The organism is Thioalkalivibrio sulfidiphilus (genome assembly GCF_000377945.1).
Lineage (GTDB): Bacteria > Pseudomonadota > Gammaproteobacteria > Ectothiorhodospirales > Ectothiorhodospiraceae > Thioalkalivibrio_A > Thioalkalivibrio_A sulfidiphilus_A.
The window spans coordinates 25,583-43,169 of record NZ_KB898943.1 but is presented as its reverse complement, the minus strand read 5'-3'; the positions used below and the strand labels follow the sequence as shown (position 1 = coordinate 43,169).

At 66.1% G+C, this 17,587-nt stretch carries 17 protein-coding genes; 14 read left to right on the top strand and 3 right to left on the bottom strand.

Annotated features, from left to right (window positions below):
- Positions 1–13 precede the first annotated feature (13 nt).
- The 10 genes from D580_RS0110300 (at position 14) to D580_RS0110255 (ending at position 9,678) form a co-directional block, all read left to right on the top strand.
- On the top strand, positions 14–508 hold the full coding sequence (locus D580_RS0110300; RefSeq protein ID WP_018954309.1) for a rubrerythrin family protein: 495 nt from the start codon (positions 14–16) through the stop codon (positions 506–508).
- Positions 509–609: 101 nt separating this feature from the next.
- A complete protein-coding gene (locus D580_RS0110295) occupies positions 610–780 on the top strand; it encodes a rubredoxin (protein WP_018954308.1) in 171 nt (56 codons plus the stop codon).
- 156 nt (positions 781–936) lie between these two features.
- Positions 937–2,082 carry an NAD(P)/FAD-dependent oxidoreductase gene (locus tag D580_RS0110290; RefSeq protein WP_018954307.1) on the top strand — a complete coding sequence of 382 codons (1,146 nt, stop codon included), beginning with the start codon at positions 937–939 and terminating at the stop codon, positions 2,080–2,082.
- A gap of 305 nt (positions 2,083–2,387) precedes the next feature.
- Positions 2,388–3,713 carry a sigma-54 interaction domain-containing protein gene (locus D580_RS0110285; RefSeq protein WP_018954306.1) on the top strand — a complete coding sequence of 442 codons (1,326 nt, stop codon included), beginning with the start codon at positions 2,388–2,390 and terminating at the stop codon, positions 3,711–3,713.
- A 317-nt stretch (positions 3,714–4,030) separates the two neighbouring features.
- Positions 4,031–5,452, top strand: a complete 1,422-nt coding sequence (locus tag D580_RS0110280; RefSeq protein WP_018954305.1) for a c-type cytochrome — start codon at positions 4,031–4,033, stop codon at positions 5,450–5,452.
- Positions 5,453–5,456: 4 nt separating this feature from the next.
- A complete protein-coding gene (locus tag D580_RS0110275; RefSeq protein WP_018954304.1) occupies positions 5,457–6,683 on the top strand; it encodes a hypothetical protein in 1,227 nt (408 codons plus the stop codon).
- A 17-nt stretch (positions 6,684–6,700) separates the two neighbouring features.
- Complete coding sequence (locus D580_RS0110270; protein WP_018954303.1) at positions 6,701–7,033, top strand: c-type cytochrome; 333 nt, start codon at positions 6,701–6,703, stop codon at positions 7,031–7,033.
- 5 nt (positions 7,034–7,038) lie between these two features.
- Positions 7,039–8,385 carry an NAD(P)/FAD-dependent oxidoreductase gene (locus tag D580_RS0110265; protein ID WP_018954302.1) on the top strand — a complete coding sequence of 449 codons (1,347 nt, stop codon included), beginning with the start codon at positions 7,039–7,041 and terminating at the stop codon, positions 8,383–8,385.
- A 13-nt stretch (positions 8,386–8,398) separates the two neighbouring features.
- On the top strand, positions 8,399–9,076 hold the full coding sequence (locus tag D580_RS0110260; RefSeq protein ID WP_018954301.1) for a c-type cytochrome: 678 nt from the start codon (positions 8,399–8,401) through the stop codon (positions 9,074–9,076).
- Positions 9,077–9,213: 137 nt separating this feature from the next.
- The gene (locus D580_RS0110255) at positions 9,214–9,678 is read left to right on the top strand and encodes a hypothetical protein (protein WP_018954300.1); all 465 of its coding nucleotides are present in this window, start codon (positions 9,214–9,216) and stop codon (positions 9,676–9,678) included.
- 268 nt (positions 9,679–9,946) lie between these two features.
- On the opposite strand, the gene D580_RS0110250 is transcribed toward D580_RS0110255, so the two are convergent.
- Positions 9,947–10,864: a GGDEF domain-containing protein gene (locus tag D580_RS0110250; protein ID WP_018954299.1), complete on the bottom strand. Its 918-nt coding sequence runs from the start codon at positions 10,862–10,864 to the stop codon at positions 9,947–9,949.
- 211 nt (positions 10,865–11,075) lie between these two features.
- Here D580_RS0110250 and D580_RS0110245 point away from each other — a divergent pair, with 211 nt between their 5' ends.
- The 3 genes from D580_RS0110245 (at position 11,076) to D580_RS0110235 (ending at position 14,342) form a co-directional block, all read left to right on the top strand.
- Positions 11,076–12,968: an ATP-binding cassette domain-containing protein gene (locus D580_RS0110245; RefSeq protein ID WP_018954298.1), complete on the top strand. Its 1,893-nt coding sequence runs from the start codon at positions 11,076–11,078 to the stop codon at positions 12,966–12,968.
- A 186-nt stretch (positions 12,969–13,154) separates the two neighbouring features.
- The gene (locus tag D580_RS0110240) at positions 13,155–13,451 is read left to right on the top strand and encodes a hypothetical protein (RefSeq protein WP_026289893.1); all 297 of its coding nucleotides are present in this window, start codon (positions 13,155–13,157) and stop codon (positions 13,449–13,451) included.
- Positions 13,452–13,718: 267 nt separating this feature from the next.
- Positions 13,719–14,342: a MarC family protein gene (locus D580_RS0110235; protein WP_018954296.1), complete on the top strand. Its 624-nt coding sequence runs from the start codon at positions 13,719–13,721 to the stop codon at positions 14,340–14,342.
- Positions 14,343–14,414: 72 nt separating this feature from the next.
- Here D580_RS0110235 and D580_RS0110230 read toward each other — a convergent pair whose 3' ends face one another.
- Both D580_RS0110230 and D580_RS0110225 read right to left on the bottom strand, forming a co-directional pair.
- Positions 14,415–14,834 (bottom strand): flagellar basal body-associated FliL family protein, encoded by a 420-nt coding sequence (locus tag D580_RS0110230; protein ID WP_018954295.1) that lies wholly within the window; start codon positions 14,832–14,834, stop codon positions 14,415–14,417.
- Positions 14,835–15,005: 171 nt separating this feature from the next.
- Positions 15,006–15,764, bottom strand: a complete 759-nt coding sequence (locus tag D580_RS0110225; protein WP_018954294.1) for a zinc-dependent peptidase — start codon at positions 15,762–15,764, stop codon at positions 15,006–15,008.
- A 148-nt stretch (positions 15,765–15,912) separates the two neighbouring features.
- Between D580_RS0110225 and gshA the strand changes: the two genes are divergently transcribed.
- On the top strand, positions 15,913–17,487 hold the full coding sequence (gene gshA / locus D580_RS0110220) for a glutamate--cysteine ligase (RefSeq protein ID WP_018954293.1): 1,575 nt from the start codon (positions 15,913–15,915) through the stop codon (positions 17,485–17,487).
- The last annotated feature ends 100 nt before the right edge of the window (positions 17,488–17,587 follow it).

Genomic DNA, 17,587 nt, shown 5'->3' with positions numbered 1-17,587 from the left:
GGAGGTCAACATCATGAAGCAGTCCGAGAACGGTTCGGTCACCGTCAAGAACCTGGAAGCCGCGTTTGCCGGCGAGTCCATGGCCCATATCAAGTACCTGTATTTCGCCAAGCTGTGCCGCGAGATGGGCGATATCGAGTCCGCGCAGGCCTTCGAGGCCACCGCCGCCCAGGAGGTGCAGCATGCATTCGGTCACCTGGACCTGCTGTTTCCCAAGGCCAAGATGAACCCGGCCCGGTGCCTGGAACTGGCCATCGAGGGCGAGACCTACGAATACAGCGAGATGTACCCGCAGTTCCGTCACATGGCCATGCAGGAGAAGAACGAGGCCGCGGTGCGCGAGTTCGACGAGCAGATCGCCGAGTCCATTGAGCACGCCGACTACTTCCAGGGCGTCCTGGAGAAGGCCGCCAAGCGCTTCGCCGCCCTGGCCCGGGTGGAAGAGCGTCACGCCAATCACTACAAGGATGCGCTGGCGCGGGTGGAAGCGGCTCGCAAGGTCGCATAAAGGCGCAGAGACAAGATCCAAGATGCAAGATGCAAGAGACAAGGGGGCGGGGCGTTGCCCCGCCTCAAACAGACAACTGAACAGGTTATTGGAGATCGATCATGAGAAAGTGGGAATGTGTGGTGTGTGGGTTCATCTACGACGAGGCCGTGGGCATGCCGGAGGACGGCATCGCCGCGGGTACCCGCTGGGAAGACATCCCGGAAAACTGGGAATGCCCCGAGTGCGGCGTGGCCAAGGCCGACTTCGAGATGGTGCTGGTCGCGGCGTAAGGTGGGAGGCGTGAGGGGTGAGGCGTGGTGCAGTGTCACGCCTGTCGCCTGACACCTCACGCCTGACCTGCCTCAATGGAGGCAATGTCATGAAAAACAAACCGATCATCAAATGGTGGCGCCTGCTGGGCCGCTGCTACGCGGGAGCCTGAAGACATGTCGGGAATCGTCATCATCGGCACGGGACTGGCCGGCTATACCCTGGCCCGTGAGTTCCGCAAGCTGGACAAAGAGACGCCGCTGACCCTGGTCACGGCGGACGACGGGGCCTTCTATTCCAAGCCCATGCTGTCCAATGCGTTTGCCTCCAACAAGGATCCCGAGGCCCTGATCAGCCAGAGCGCCGAGGCCATGGCCGGGCAGCTGGATGCGCGCATCCTGACCCGGCGCCGGGTGGCGGCCATCGACACCGCCGCACGGCAGGTGCGCCTTGAGGACGGCGAGTCCCTGGACTACGGCCGCCTGGTGCTGGCGGTGGGCGCCGAGCCCATTCGCCTCTCCTACGAAGGCGACGGTGCCGATGCGGTGCTGTCGGTGAACAGCCGCGAGGACTACGGGCGCTTCCGCGAGGCCATCGAGGGGGTGGGGCACGTGGCCGTGATCGGCCCTGGCCTGATCGGCTGCGAGTTCGCCAATGACCTGCGCGGCAGCGGACGCGAGGTGGACGTGATCGGGCCCGACACCGCCCCCCTGGGGCGCCTGGTCCCGGAGGCGGCGGGTCGCGCCATCCAGAAGGGGCTCGAGGCCGCCGGTATCCGATTCCACCTGGAGACCGTGGTCAAGCGCATCGATCGCAAGGACACGGGCTTTCGCCTGAGCCTGGACAACGGCGAGACCGTCGAGGCCGGCGCGATCCTCTCCGCCGTGGGCCTGCGCCCCGATACCCGACTGGCCCGGGAAGCGGGTCTGGAAGTGGATCGCGGCATCGTGCTGGATCGCACTCTCGCCACCTCCGCCGAGGGCGTCTATGCCCTGGGTGACTGTGCCCAGGTGGCCGGTCTGGTGCTGCCCTACGTGATGCCCATCATGCACGCGGCCCGGGCCCTGGCGAAGACCCTGGCCGGCGAACCTACCCAGGTCAGCTATCCGGCCATGCCCGTAGTGGTGAAGACCCCCGCCCACCCGGTGGTGGTGGCCCCGCCTGCGCCCGGTGCGGTGGGCGAGTGGAAGATCGAGTCGGTGGGCGAGGGCGTGCGCGCGGTGTTCAGTCAGGGCGATGAGGTGGGCGGCTTCGTGCTCACCGGCGCCGAGGCGGTGAAGGAGAAGCAGGCCCTGTCGAAGCAGGTGCCGGCCGTGCTCTAGCCCGCATATCTCACCACCCTTCTACTGCGGCCGCCGATCTGCTCGCTGTGACGGGGCGTGCTCCCTCCAGCCGGCTTGACGTAGTGTCGGCTACGCCTGCGCCGTCTTCCGCTCCGCGCGCCCCGTCACAGCGGCATCTCGGCGCCCTCGCTACGAACGGTGGTGAGATATGCGGGCTAGGACGGCAGAGACAAGAGGCAAGATCCAAGAGACAAGATCCAAGAGGCAAGAGGGGCGGGTTTCTCTTGTCTCTTGGATCTTGTATCGTGTGATCTGTCAATTCTGGCAGTTCAGGCCTGTCGCCCATGTCCTCTCCTGCTCCCCTCTCCCCGGAACTCCTCGGACTGCTGGACTCCCATGACGAGCCGGCGGTGCTGCTGGATCCCGATTACCGCATCCTGGCCGCCAACAGCGCCTACCGGCGCGTCTACGGCGAGGCGGGCCGCGGGCGCAAGTGCTTCCAGGTCTCCCATGGCTACACGGTTCCCTGTGACCAGGCCGGGGAGAGCTGTCCCCTGAAGGGGTGTCTGGAGACGGGGCAGGCCCAGCGGGTCCTGCATCTGCACCAGACACCCCGGGGCGAGGAGCACGTGGACGTGGAGACCCGACCCATACCGCGTGCCGATGGGCGTGTGCATTACGTGCTGGAGATCATGCGCCAGAGCAAGGTGGCCAGCGCCAGGCCCAGTGCCGAGAAGCTGGTGGGGCGCTCGCCTGCCTTCAACCACATGCTGGGGCTGGTGCAGCGCGTGGCGCCCAGCGAGGCGACGGTGCTGCTGCTGGGAGAGACCGGCACCGGCAAGGAACTGGTGGCTCAGGCGATCCACGAACTCAGTCCACGGCACACCGGCCCCTTCGTGGCGGTGGAGTGCGCGGGCCTCACCGAGACCCTGTTCGAAAGCGAGCTCTTCGGCCACGAGCGCGGTGCCTTCACCGGCGCCACCAGCATGAAGGTGGGCCTGGTGGAGGCGGCCCGCGGCGGCACCCTGTTCCTGGACGAGCTGGGCGACATCCCCCTGGGCATGCAGGTGAAGCTGCTGCGCCTGCTGGAGACCGGCACCTTCCGGCGGGTGGGCGGCATCGAGCCCCAGAAGGCGGACTTCCGGCTGGTGTGCGCCACCCACCGGGACCTGGAGGCCCTGGTGCGCGCCGGTGAGTTCAGGGAAGACCTCTTCTACCGCATCAGCGTGTTTCCCATCCAACTGCCGGCCCTTCGGGAGCGGCGAGAGGACCTGGCCGTGCTGGCAGAGGCGCTGCTGGCGCGCATCCCCTCGGCCCGGGGCAAGCGCCTGGGCCGGGATGCCCTGGCCGCGCTGCGCGATTACCCCTTTCCCGGCAACATCCGCGAACTGCGCAACCTGCTGGAGCGGGCAAGCCTGCTGGCGGACGACCGGGAGATCGAGGCCCGCCACCTGGCGCTCGGACCCCACCCGGCCCGGCAGGAGAACCTGTGCCCCGAATCGGGCGAGATCATCCCCCTGGACGAGCTGGAGGGCCGCTACCTGCGTCGGGTCAGCGCCCGCTACCGGGGCGAGCGCCGGGAACTGGCGCGGCTGCTGGGGGTGAGCGAGCGCACCCTGTACCGGAAGCTGGAAGGGCTTCGGGAAGGGCGGGATCATGGACAGGATTAACAGGATTTAAAAGCATTCAAACACCGCCGAGTCATCCTGCTGACCCGTCCCCGGGTCTTTTCTTCGCGGCCGCCATATTTGGCGGTCTTTTTGTCTGTTGCTGCCATTTATGACGCATCGAGCTGGCCGGTCCCGACTTGGACGAGAACAGGCAGCTTGATGGATTTCTCATTATTTCAAGCAGTTGACAGTCCCTCCGAGGCGTAATCCCCCTGCTGGCACGGCCTGTGCACAAGGCCTTGCCGATACAACGAAAGGTGTCTGCCGCAGCGCGCGGCAGGCGATCCGACACAAAGCCATATCAGCAGGGGGTCTCGATGGAACTCATCGGCCTTTATCCCACGTGGTACGAGCCTACGATCGGCAGCGGCTGGGTCGTGGGTCTCATCGCCACCATCCACGTGCTGTTCTCCCACACCTCCGTGGGGGCGGCCATCTTCTTCGCCTTCCTGGCGACCATCGCCTACCGGCGCAACAAGCCCGAGCTGCTCATTTTCATCAAGCGCTACGGGCTGTTCCTGCTGGTGTTCGCCTACGTGGCGGGGTCGATCACCGGCGTCGGCATCTGGTACTCCACCACGGTGGCGAGCCCGCGGGGCATCTCGGCGCTGATCCACAGCTTCGTGTGGAAGTGGGCCACCGAGTGGGTGTTCTTCGTCATCGAAGTGGTGGGCGTGTACATGGTGGTCTACCTGGTGGGCAAGGTGGATCAGCGCACCCACCTGCGCATCACCTGGATCTTCGCCCTGGCCTCCTACGCCACCATGCTGATCATCATCGGCATCCTGTCCTTCATGCTCTGGCCGGGCAAGGAGGCGTGGTTCGCCGAGGGCGGCTATCTCAACGGCTTCTACGGTTCCAACACCTTCGCCCAGCTGGCCATGCGCTCGGCCTTCATGTTCACCATGACCGCCGTGGTGGGCGGCATCGTGGCCTCGCGCCTGACGGACCTGGACCTGCGCCGGGAGATCATCCGCAAGCTGGCCTGGCTGGGCATCGTCTCCACCATCACCGGCACGGCGCTGTTCAGCTGGTACACCAGCACCCTGCCTGAGCACGCGCACCTGGTGATGCAGGCCCGTCTGCCCGACTGGTTCTCCGTGAGCCTGCTGGCGGTGCTGGGCGGCATCCTGGTGTATTTCATCGCCTCCCTGATCCAGCCGCGCCTGCTCACGCCGGTGGTGGCCTCCATCGCCACGGTGTCCATCCTGGTGTTCGGCCTGTGGCCCGAGGAGGTGGCGCGCGAGTCCATCCGCAAGCCCTTCGTGGCAGGCGAGTACGTCTACTCCAACCAGGTGATCGGCCGTGACGTGCCGGGCATGGGCATCCGCTCGGAGATCCCGGTGATCCAGGAACACGGCCTGCTCAAGACCCACGTGTTCCTGCCCGAGGAACTGCGCGAGGTGAACGGCGAGAACGCCGCCCGGGTGGGACGCGCCATCGCGCTGTCCATGTGCGCCAACTGCCACAGCGTCACCGACACCGGCATGCGCCCGCTGCGCAATTACCTGGGCGGCCACACCGACGTGGCGCGCATCAAGACCTATCTCAAGGGCGCGCTCACCACGGGCAACACCCTGTACATGCCCCTGATCCCGCTCACCGATGACGAGGCCGAGGCCCTGGCCGTGTACATGGCCAGCCTCAACGACCCGCAGGTGCCCGCGCGCTACGCCGCGCAGCGCGCCGCGATTGCACAGGCGGACGATCTGCCCGCTTCCGTCTCCATGAAGGAGTAAGGCCATGGAAACCGAACTGCTCTATGCCCTGCGCGACCCGGCGGGCATCCCCTCCCACCCGGTGATCTTCCTGGTGCTGGGGGTGCTGACCTTCGCGCTGCACATCGCCGCCGTGCAGATGATGCTCGGCGCCTCGACCCTGACCCTGTGGGGGGCGTTCAGCAAGGACGCCCATCGCCGCCGCCTGGCCCAGTCCATGATCAACGTGGCCAAGGTGATGGTCTCGGTGGCCATCGTGCTGGGGGTCGCGCCGCTGCTGTTCGTGCAGGTGATCTACGACCCGTTCTGGTACACCGCCAACGTGCTGTCCGCCTGGTGGGTGATCGGCTTCATCCTGATCCTGCTGGTGGGCTACACCCTGATGTACGTCTTCTACTGGCGCAACCACCACCTGGCCGACCCGGCGCGCAAGTTGAGCTGTCCCGGCGCCATGGTGGCCTCGGTGGTCCTGCTGCTGGTGGTGGGTTTCATCATGCACGTGCTCGCCCAGCAGATGCTGCAGCCGGAGCACTGGATGAGCTGGTACGCCCCCCATGGCGACCTGGAGACCCGGGGCACGGCGCTGCACGCCTTCCATCCCTGGCGCTTCCTGTTCTTCATCTCCCTGTCGGCGCCGGTCACCGGCGCGCTGCTGGTGGCCTACCAGCGCTATTTCCGTGCCCGGGATGACGTCGAACCAAACTACCTGGACTGGGTGCGCGATCTCGCCTACCGGCTGATCAACCTGGGCGGCGTGGTGTCCCTGGTGCTGGGCGCGGTGTGGATGGCGACCCTGCCGGAAGCGGTGGCGGGTTTCGCCTTCTCCCCCTGGGTGTGGGTGGCGGCCGCCGGTCTGCTGGGTTTCGTAGGTTTTGCCCACTGGGTGCGCGGCAAGGGGGACAGCCCCTGGGCCTATGCCGTGCTCGGCGTGGGCACCGTGGCCATCATCCTGGTGGCGGTGGCCCGGGAGGCCCTGCGCTGGGCGAAGCTCCACGGCGTGCACGGTTACAACGCCCTGGATTACAGCATCAACATGGACTGGTACAGCACGCTCACCTTCTTCGTCACCTTCGGCGTCTTAGGTGTCGGCGTGCTGGCCTACTACCTGACCGTGGCCTGGCGGGCCGGACAAACCCGTGGCGTGTACACCGCCAGCGCCGTGGTGGACCGCATGGGCAACATCGCCATCGCCATGCTGGTGCTGTGGATCGTGCATTACTTCGTGCTCGGCTTTGTCTGGTGGGCGCTGTGATGAGGAGGCAGACGACCGTGAAGAAGTTTGTTTACACACTCGCCCTGCTCCTGCCGCTGTTCGCCGCCACGGCCCCTGCCCAGGAGTCCGTGGCGCAGCAGACCGAACGCCCCACGGGCGAGATGATGGGCAACACCTGCGCCGCCTGCCATGGCACCTATGGCCGCCTCGGCACCGCCGCCTTCGTGCCCCTGGCGGGTATGGAGGTGGAGGAGTTCGTGCGCGCCATGCGCGCCTTCCGCGACGGCACTCGCCCGTCCACGCTCATGCACAGCGTGGCGGTGGGCTTCAGCGACGAGGAATACCGGGCCATGGCCGAGTTCTTCGCCGCCCAGGGAACCGAGGAGTAGAGACCATGCAGCGACGTGATTTTCTCAAGGCCCTGGGCGCCGGCGCGATGCTGGCCTCGGGTCTGTCCATCAAGAGCGTGTTCGCCAATGCCGCGCCCCACGTGGTCATCGTGGGCGGCGGGGTGGGCGGCGCCACGGCCGCCAAGTACCTGAAGCTGGCCGATCCGAACATCCGCGTGACGGTGATCGAGAAGAACCCGGTCTACCTGCGTCCCTACGGTTCCAGCGAGGTGCTCAACGACCACATCGGCATGGACGATCTGGAGGTCCGCTACGATCGCCTGCGCGACCGCTACGGCATCGAGTTCCTGTTCGACATGGTCACCGGCGTGGATCCCCATCGGCGCACGGTGCGCACCGCCGGCGGTGCAACGCTTGGCTACGACCGCATGATCGTCTCGCCGGGCATCCAGTTGCTCTACGAGCGCATCGAGGGTTACAGCGCGTCCGTGGCCGAGAGCCGCATCCCCAGCGCCTGGATCCCGGGCACCCAGACCCGACTGCTGCGCGACCAGCTGCATGCCATGCGCCCCGGCGGCACCTTCGTGATCGTGGCCCCGCCCAACCCCTACCGCTGCCCACCCGGGCCCTACGAGCGCGGTGCACTGATGGCCGAATGGTTCAAGGTGCACAACCCGACCGCCAAGGTGATCATCCTGGATGCCAAGGACAGCTTCGTGCCGGGCCCCAGCATGCTGCTGGGCTGGAACCGCCTGTACGGCTACAACGTGCCGGAGCGCTTCCAGGAGGGCATGCCCACCGAGGGCGAGTGGCCCATGAAGATCCACGATGCGCCGGGCATGCTGGACTGGGTGGCCGGGCGTGACGGCGGCCGGGTGCTGTCCGTGGATCCCGCAAGCTTGAGCGTCGAGACCGAGGCCGGGCGCTTCAAGGCGGATGTGCTCAACATCGTGCCGCCCATGGTGGCCGGCCGCGTGGCCTTCGAGCTGGACCTGGTGGACGGGAGAGGCTACTGCCCCATCGACCGCCGCACCCACGAGTCCACCCGTCATCCGGGCATCCACGTGATCGGCGATGCCTGCGTGGCCGATGCCATGCCCAAGTCCGGCTTCTCCGCCAACACCCAGGCCAAGGTGGCCGCCCGGGCCGTGGTGGACCTGCTGGCCGGGCGCGACACCCAGGCGCCCCTGTGGGAGAACACCTGCTATGCCCTGGCCGGTACCGAGTACGGCCTGTACGTGGCCGACATCTTCCGCCTGGTGGACGGACGCATCACGCGCATGGAGGGGCCGCGCTTCCTGCCCCTGGATGCCTCACGCGCCCAGATCCGCATCGGCGCCCTGTACCAGCAGAACTGGATGCGTACCTTCACCGAAGACTGCTTCGCGTAGGGGAGAGAGAATCATGAGCAAACACCTGTTGCTGTTCCTGCTGCTGTTTGTCCTGGGCGGGCAGGCCCTGGCCGGGCAGGGCGAAGCGCCTGCCGAGACCTGGACGCCGGTGCGCCTGCACGCGGCGCTCGCCGCCATGCCGGAAGGGGATGCCGAGCGGGGCGCGAGACTGCACGATGCGCTGTTCTGCGCCTCCTGCCACGGCGAGCGGGGCGAGTCCCTGAGTCGTCACTGGCCGGCGCTTTCCGGTCAGCGTGCGCCCTACACCTACAAGATGCTGCTGGACTACCGCGACGGCCTGCGCCACGAGGACGCCCGGGCCGAGATGATGGTGGTGCTGGCGCGCATGATGAGCGAGCAGGACATGGCCGACGTGGCTGCCTTCTATGCCGCCCAGCCCCTGCCCGGCAGTGCGCCGCTCAAGAAGGGACACCCGGTGAACGACCTGGTGCGTCGCGGCGATCCCCAGCGCCTGATCACCCCCTGCGCCAGCTGTCATGGCGTGGAGGGGCAGGGCGGTCGCAACGAGACCCCGTCCCTGGCCGGTCAGCGCCCGGAGTACCTGGTGCGCACCCTCAAGGCCTTCCGTGACAACACCCGTCACAACGACGTGCACCAGGGCATGGCCCAGTTCGCTTGGGATCTGAGCGACGAGGAGATCCGCGCCTTGGCGGAGTACTACGCGCGTTGAAGTGGTGGTTTGTATGAGAGGCGTGAGGGGTTAGGCGTGAGGAGTGAAAAGCAATCCCGCTCCTACGCCTAACGCCTGACTCCTCACCCCTCACGCCTAAACCCTGACCCCTCACTTGAAACAATGGAGATCTGATCATGCGCAAGTCTGTATTCGCTGTTGCCCTGCTGGTGGTGCTTGGCGCCGGTAACGCCCTGGCCCAGGGTGCTGCCGAGCGGGAGCTGTCCCGGCCCATCGTGGCCTTCATGCCCCTGCTGGTGCGGCATGCCGATGCGCTGGGTCTGGATGAGTCCCAGCGGGCCTGGGTGAGCGAGTGGCGCGCCACGGCACCGGCCCGTCGTCAGGCGGTGGAGCAGGAACAGCTGAAGCTGCGTCAGCAGCTGCGGGAGAAGGTGCTGACCGGCGCGGACCTGTCCGATCGCGAGGCCATCGCCGAGCAGATCGGGCAGCTGGAGACCCGGCTGGTGAACATGCGCATGAACTGTGTGCAGGCGGTGCGGGAGAATCTGAGTGCTGAACAGTACCGGACGCTCACCGATCTTTATCGCAGCAGCCAGGCCGAGGGCGATTGCGTCCCCGGTACCAGTGCCATGTGTCGCTGAAGTCGGAAGGGTGAATTGGGAAGGAAGTACGAAGTGGGAATTGGGAAGTGAGAAGTGAGAAGTAGAAGCGCTTCCCTCTCCCTCAGGGACAAATCCGCTGGGGGCGGATTTATTTCGGACATCCTGTCCTCCACCCTCCGGGTCGTCCTATCGGACGATCAAATCTGTTCCAGACAGATTTGTGATCAGCCGGCAGGCTGGTCCGAAGGGTGGAGGGCAGGACGCCCGGAATAGAGGGCCGGGGTGAGGGTGGTTTGTTTTCCACTTCTCACTTCTCACTTCCAACCACCCTGTCCCGTCCCGCCTGCTTGGCCAGGTACATGGCTTGGTCGGCACGGTCGAACAGTGTGGCGGGGGTGTCCAGGGGATGGGCCTGGGCGACGCCGATGCTGGCGGTGAGCTGCATGCCCGATGCGGCGGCCTGAAGCTCGGGGCATTCGCGCAACACGGTGCGGATGCGCTCGCCGGCCTGCAGGCCGTCCTCGGGGCTGTCGGTGCGCATCAGCATGACGAATTCCTCGCCACCATAGCGGAACAGCATGTCGCTCTCCCGGGTCGCCTCCCGCAGGCACTTGGCGGTGGCCCGCAGCACGCGGTCGCCAGCGGAATGGCCCAGGGTGTCGTTGATGCGCTTGAAGTGATCCACGTCCACAACCAGCAGGGCCAGTTCGTGCTGACCGCGGCGCAGGCTCGCCAGCTCGCGGGGCAGCAGGCGTTCCATGGCAGCGCGGTTGCTCAGGCCCGTGAGGGGATCGGTCTGGGCCGATTCCACGGCCTGGCGATACAGCAGGCTGTTGCGCAGCGGATAGACCAGCACGCCCATGAGGTTCTCCAGTTCGGTCAGCTCCTCGTCACGGAACTTGCGGCCGCGCAGGAAACGCAGTTCGCCGATCTCCTCCCGCTCCACCACCAGGTTGTAGCAGCAGCTGTGCCGTGAGATCCGGCCCCAGGAGGCATGCAGACCCAGGCCGGGGTGGTCGTAGGTCATGCCGTCGTGGGGGAAGGCCCACTGGATCGTCTCGGAGAACATTTCCAGCACCCGCTCCAGTTCCAGGCTGGTCTGCAGACGCTGGGCCAGCTCCAGGGGGCTGAGCGGTGCCGGCGTGCGGGCACGGCCCGGCGCGGCATTGCCAGGCAGCGGCGAATGCTGGCTTTGCAGAGGGTTGTGGCGATAGGTCAGCTTCATGGCCCGGTTCTCCAGGGTTGGATGCTCCTGTCTCAAGCTATTTCCGTGCCACATTTTTTATTCTTGAAAATACAGCGGGTTATGGCTGTTATTTTGTGCGATGCCGGAAAAATGACGCCGGGCGGCCGAGGTTTGCCGCCCGTCGATGCCTCGGGTGTCAGAAATCCGTGGCCCGGTACGAAGGGGCCCGCCGCTGCTACACTTCGCGCCCATGCTCAAGTTCACCGACCTCACCCTGCGCCGCGGCCCCCGGATCCTGTTCCAGGGGGCGGACCTGTCCCTGCATGCCGGCTGGCGGGTGGGTCTCACCGGGGCCAACGGCACCGGCAAGTCCAGCCTGTTCGCCCTGATCCGGGGTGAACTCCACGCCGACACCGGCAGCTGCAGCCTGCCGCCTGACTGGGTGATCGCCTCGGTGGCCCAGGAGACCCCGGCGGTGAGCCGCTCGGCTCTGGACTATGCCCTGGACGGTGACACGGAACTGCGCGTCCTGCAGGCGGAACTGGCGGAGGCGGAGGCCGCCGGCGATGGCACCCGCATGGGCACGCTGCATGCCCGCCTGGACGCCATCGACGCCTGGTGGGCCGAGAGCCGGGCCGGGCGGCTGCTGCACGGCCTGGGCTTTTCCGATGCGGACCTTTCGCGCCCGGTGTCGGATTTCTCCGGCGGCTGGCGCATGCGCCTGAACCTGGCCCGGGCGCTCATGTGCCGCTCCGATCTGTTGCTGCTGGACGAGCCCACCAACCACCTGGACCTGGACGCGGTGCTGTGGCTGGAGCAGTGGCTGGCCGGCTATCCGGGCACCCTGATCCTGATCTCCCATGACCGGGCCTTCCTGGACGCGGTGGTGGACCACGTGCTGCACATCGAGCGCGAGGCCCTCACCCTCTACACCGGCAACTACAGCGACTTTGAGCAGCGTCGCGCCGAGGCCCTGGCCCAGCAGCAGGCCCTCTACGAACGCCAGCAGCGGGAGATCGCCCACATGGAGGCCTTCATCACCCGCTTCAAGGCCAAGGCCAGCAAGGCCCGCCAGGCCCAGAGCCGGGTCAAGGCCCTGGAGCGCATGGCCCGGCTGGCCCCGGCCCATGTGGATTCGCCGTTTCATTTCAGCTTCCCGCCCCCCGCGCGCCTGCCCAACCCGCTGCTGCAGCTGGATCGCCTGGCCGCCGGCTACGGCGAGCGGGTGGTCCTGGACGGGGTGCGCCTCGCCCTGCGACCCGGTGACCGGGTCGGTCTGCTGGGCCCCAACGGGGCCGGCAAGTCCACCCTGATCCGGGTGCTGGCCGGCAGCCAGGCACCACTGTCCGGTGTGCGCGAACCGGCCCCGGATCTGGCGGTGGGCTACTTCGCCCAGCACCAGCTGGAGCAGCTGGACCCCCAGGCCACGCCGCTGCTGCACCTGCAGCGCCTGGACCCCAAGGCCCGGGAGCAGTCCCTGCGGGATTTCCTGGGTGGCTTCGGCTTCGTGGGTGATGCGGCGCTCGCCCCCGTGGCGCCGTTCTCCGGCGGCGAGAAGGCGCGCCTGGTGCTGGCCATGCTGGTCTACCAGCGTCCCAACCTGCTGCTGCTGGACGAGCCCACCAACCACCTGGACCTGGAGATGCGCCTGGCCCTGGAAATCGCCCTGCAGGACTACGAAGGCGCCCTGGTGGTGGTCTCCCACGACAGGCACCTGCTGGAATCCGTGTGCGACGACCTGTGGCTGGTGGCGAACGGCCGCGCCGTGCCCTTCGACGGGGATCTCGAGGACTACCGCCAGTGGCTCGCCCGCCAGGACCGGGAATCCCCCCCGGCCAGTGCGGCGGAGCCATCCGGGGGCGGGAACAGCGCCCAGGACCGGCGCGCCCTGCGCCGGGAGGCCGCCGAGGAACGTCAGCGTCTCAAGCCGCTTCGGGACGCCTGCGCGCGCCTGGAAAAGCGCCACGGTGAACTGGAGGCCGAGAAGGGCCGCATCGAGACCCGGCTCGCCGAGCCGGACATCTACGACGAGGCCAACAAGGCCGAGTTGCAGAAGCTGCTCGCCCGCCAGGGGGAAGTGACGCGGGCGCTGGAGACGGTGGAGGCGGAGTGGATGGAAGCGCTGATGAAGTTGGAAGGGTGAAATGGCGCGTGAGGCGTGAGACGTAAGGGGTAAGGGGGCGAAGTTCACGGGTGCACGCCTAACCCCTGACGCCTCTCGCCTCACCAGAACAGTCGCTTGAAATTTCCGATCAATTTACTAGGATTAAGGGGCGTGTTTCATTCATCCCCACCGTGAACAAGGAGGATTTCCATGGCGAACGCTTCCATGCCTCACGACAAACTCAACCGCCGCTGCGTCGAGCTGTTCCAGCATCCGGACGTGCAGCTGCACTGCTGGCATCCGCGCATGTTCTGGGAGACCCGCATGAAGGAGAACCCGGCCCCGGAGGAACTCACCGAGCCCAAGGTGGACCTGCGGGAGCTGGAGGTGCTGCTGGCGGAGTCCGCCCACGTGCCTTCGGTCTGCGCCGAGGAGCTCAACCAGGAAGACCCCGGCCGCGCGGACCTGATCCGCCACATGGTGCATCGCGGCGAGATGCCTTATCTGCACCGGCCGCATTGAATCGGTCTGAGGATTGCTGAAAGGCGCTTAGCCTCAGAGGGCACAGAGTTAAAATTCCAAATGCTCAAAAAGCCTGATTTCTCGCGAAGACGCAAAGTCGCAAAGAAGACCATTTGATCAGGTTTTCTTCGCGCCTTTGCGTCTTTGCGAGATGACCGGGTTTTCTCTGTGATCTCTGTGCCCTCTGTGGCAAAAGAATTTTTCGACTGAGCATCAGGGCCTGAGAAGGCGAGCGATCAGGCTCGCATCTCAAGCTATACTGCCGGCATGTTTGAGACCCTGCTGGCAGCCTTCGTGTTGCTGTTCATCGTGGTGGATCCCATCGGTGTGGCGGCCATCTTCGCCGCGCTCAGCCATGGTTCCAGTCTGAGCGAACAGCGGCGCATCGCACGCAACGGCGTGTTGCTGGCGGCAGCCATCCTGATCACCTTCATGCTGGGGGGTGGCACCTTGCTCAGCATGCTGGGCATCAGCATCCCGGCCTTCCGGGTAGCCGGTGGCATCCTGCTGTTCATCCTCGCCCTGGACATGATCTTCGCCCGCCAGTCGGGTCTGCGTGCCACCACACTGAAGGAGCAGAAGGAGGCCACGAAGCGCCAGGACATCTCCGTGTTCCCGCTCGCCTTCCCGCTCATCGCCGGACCCGGCGCCATGACCACGGTGCTGCTCATGGCCTCCGCCGGCCATGGCGCGGGGGTGATGGCGGGACTCATCGGCGTGGTGATCCTGGTGCTGGCGCTCACCCTGCTGGCCTTGTGGTTCGCACCCCTGATCGTCCGGGGCCTGGGCGAGACCGGCATCAACGTGGTCAATCGACTGCTGGGCCTGATCCTTTCCGCGCTCGCGGTGCAGTTCATCCTGGACGGTGTGCGGGTGGGGCTGGGATTGTAGATTGTTGTTTGTCAGTGGTCAGTAGTCAGTTGTTTTGACCACTGACTACTGACAAATGACCTATAACAAACCTCACTGAATCAGGAAGCTGGTGAAGTAGAGGCCCTCGACCGCGGGCCGGCCGGATCGGGTCTCCAGGGCCTCGCGGATGGCCGCCAGGGCCTCGGCGCGCAGTTCCTCGCGGTTGGCCACGGGGCGGATCTCGGCGGGGTCGCGCCCTCCGAAGAACAGGATCAGGGTGTCCCGGATCACCGGCATGTGGGCCTGCACGATGCCCGCGTCCTCCACCGAACCCACCTGCAATTCCACCACCATCTGCAGATACTGGGCCCGGCTCGGGTTGGCCAGGTTCACCACCACGGGCGGGTCCATGGCGATGTAGGAACTGGTGGCCTGCTGGGCATGGCCGGTGCTTGAGAGCAGGGCCGAGGAGAGCAGGGCGAACAGGAACAGGGCGGCGAGGCTGAAGCGCCAGGGCTTGAGAAGGATCATGCCGGGGTGTCCTGGGGTTTGGGCGTGTGTGTGAATTCTGACGACGTCGTTTGATCGACCCCGGAAAAGACCGGAGGTTCAGGCATCATTCTAACGGCCGCCTGCGGGCAGTGACGGGTGTTCGATCCGTGAATTTCTGCCGCAGGTCAGTGACATGACGGCTGCAACGGCTCATGCCGAGAGGTAGGCGGCCATCGGGTCCTGGCGATAGAAGCGCACGAACTGTTCGTAGACCTTCGGGAATGTCCGCCACAGGGTCTGGGGTTCGGCGAAGAAATACTCGCTGGTGACGGCGAAGAACTCCGCCGGATCGCTGGCCGCGTAGGGATCGATCTCGGTCTCCTCGCCCCGGTCGACGGCGGTGTTGAGGCGCTCGAAGGCCTCGCTCATCACCTCGGCCCAGTGTTCCCTGGACATGTCCGCATGCAGCGGCGGCATGCCGTTGGCCTGGCCGTTGCGCATGTCCAGGGTGTGGGCGAACTCGTGCAGCACCAGGCCCTCGCCCTGGGCCACCTCCGCCCAGGACAGCAGCACCGGACCCTGGTCCCAGGCCTCGCCGCTGCGCGGACCCCGCTCCACGTGCACCACGCCGTGCTCGTCGGTGTACTCGTGCTCCGCCAGGAAATCGTCCGGGTAGACGATGATGGTGACCCAGTCCTCGTACCAGTCCAGGCCCAGGTGCAGGATCGGCAGGCAGGCCTGCAGGGCGATGTCCAGAGCCATGGCGGGGGCCACCTCCAGGCCGCCGGCGCCCAGGAAACGTTTCTGGTGCAGGAACAGGGTGGTGAGGCGGCGCAACTGGTGAAGCTCCCCGGCGTCCAGCCGGCCCAGCATGGGCAGGGCGCGCAGACCCTCTACCCACAGGGTCTCGCGTATGGGGTGTTGTTTCAGGATGCGGCGCTCGCGCCAGTCCTTGAGTCGGTTCAACATGGATACAAATAAGGTTTTGTTTGGGTGTGTCTACCGGACACCGCACGCTGATTGTGGTTCAGGGTCGAAGGGTGAATCATGTCATGACTTGTTCATCATGGCGCAACACGGTTATCTTGCCTGACTTTTCCCCGGGAGATACGCCCCGTTGACCGATCTCTTCAAAGCGCGCCTTGAGCGCCTGCTCGATGCCGGACACCATCCCCTGCTGAGGGGTTCGCTCATGGGTCTGGAAAAGGAGAGCCTGCGGGTCAGCCCCGAGGGGGGCATCGCTCGCACGCCCCATCCCCACGCCCTGGGCTCGGCCCTGACCCATCCCTGGATCACCACGGATTATTCCGAGGCCCTGCTGGAGTTCATCACGCCGCCCTTCGTCGAGCCGGGGCAGGCGCTCGGCTTCCTGCGCGACCTGCAGACCTTCACCTATCCCCGCATCGGCGCGGAATTCCTCTGGGCCACCAGCATGCCCTGCGTGCTGGCCGGCGAGGAGGCCATCCCGGTGGCCCAGTACGGCAATTCCAACGCCGGGCGCATGAAGACCGTCTACCGCCTGGGGCTGGGCCATCGCTACGGCCGGGTCATGCAGGTGATCGCCGGGGTGCATTTCAATTTCTCCGTGCCCGAGGCCTTCTGGCCGGCGTTCCAGAAGCTCGAGGGTGAGTCGGGGGATCTGCGCCGCTTCATCGACGCGGGCTACTTCGCCATGATCCGCAACCTGCAGCGCCTGGGCTGGCTGGTGCCCTACCTGTTCGGCGCCTCGCCGGCGGTGTGCAAGTCCTTCCTGGGCGGCAGGCCCACCCACATGCCGGAGTTCAACGAGAACACCTACTACGAGCCCTATGCCACCAGCCTGCGCATGGGCGACATCGGCTACCAGAACCGCAAGGAAGAGGAGACCGGCATCAAGGCCTCCTACGACAGCCTTGAGGCCTATACCGACAGCCTGGCCTGCGCCATCAGCACCCCCTCACCGGTGTACGAGAAGATCGGCGTGGTGGTCGATGGCGAGTACCGACAGCTCAATGCCAACATCCTTCAGATCGAGAACGAGTACTACAGCTCGGTGCGTCCGAAGCCCATCCTGCAGGGCAACGAAAAGCCGGTGCTGGCCCTGCGCAAGCGCGGCGTGCGCTACGTGGAACTGCGCTCCCTGGACGTGAATGCCTTCGAGCCCCTGGGTGTCTGTGAGACCCAGATGCGTTTTCTGGAAGCCTTCATGCTCTATTGCCTGCTGCGCGAAAGCCCGGTGATCGGCGAGGTAGAACGCCTGCAGATCGACCACAACCAAAGCGCCGCCGCGCACCGGGGCCGGGATCCGAAGCTCATGCTGCTGCGCAACGGCGACGAGGTCCCCCTGCGCATCTGGGCGGACCGGGTGCTGGAGTCCATGCAGCCCCTGTGCGCCGTGCTGGACGGCGATGACCCGACGCGACCCTATACCACCGCCCTCAATCGTCAGCGCGAGAAGGTCGAGGATCCCTCGCTCACCCCCTCGGCACGCATGCTGGCCGAAATGGCCGAGCGTCACGAAGGCTTCTACGATTTCGCCCGGCGCCTGTCCATGCAGCACCGGGATTACTTCCGCAGCCTCACGCTGCCCCCCGAGCGTGAGGCGGAACTGGAGGCCGAGGCGCGCGCCTCCCTGGAACGCCAGCAGGCCATCGAGGCCGCCGATCGGGTGTCCTTCGAGACCTATCTGCGGGAGTATTTCGAGCAGGTGTAACGATTCGGGGCTCGAAGCAAAAAGCCGTCCTCTCACGGAGACACGGGGTCACGGAGAAAGGTATTTCATTTCAAGACCCCGTGTCTCCGTGGCTCTGTGA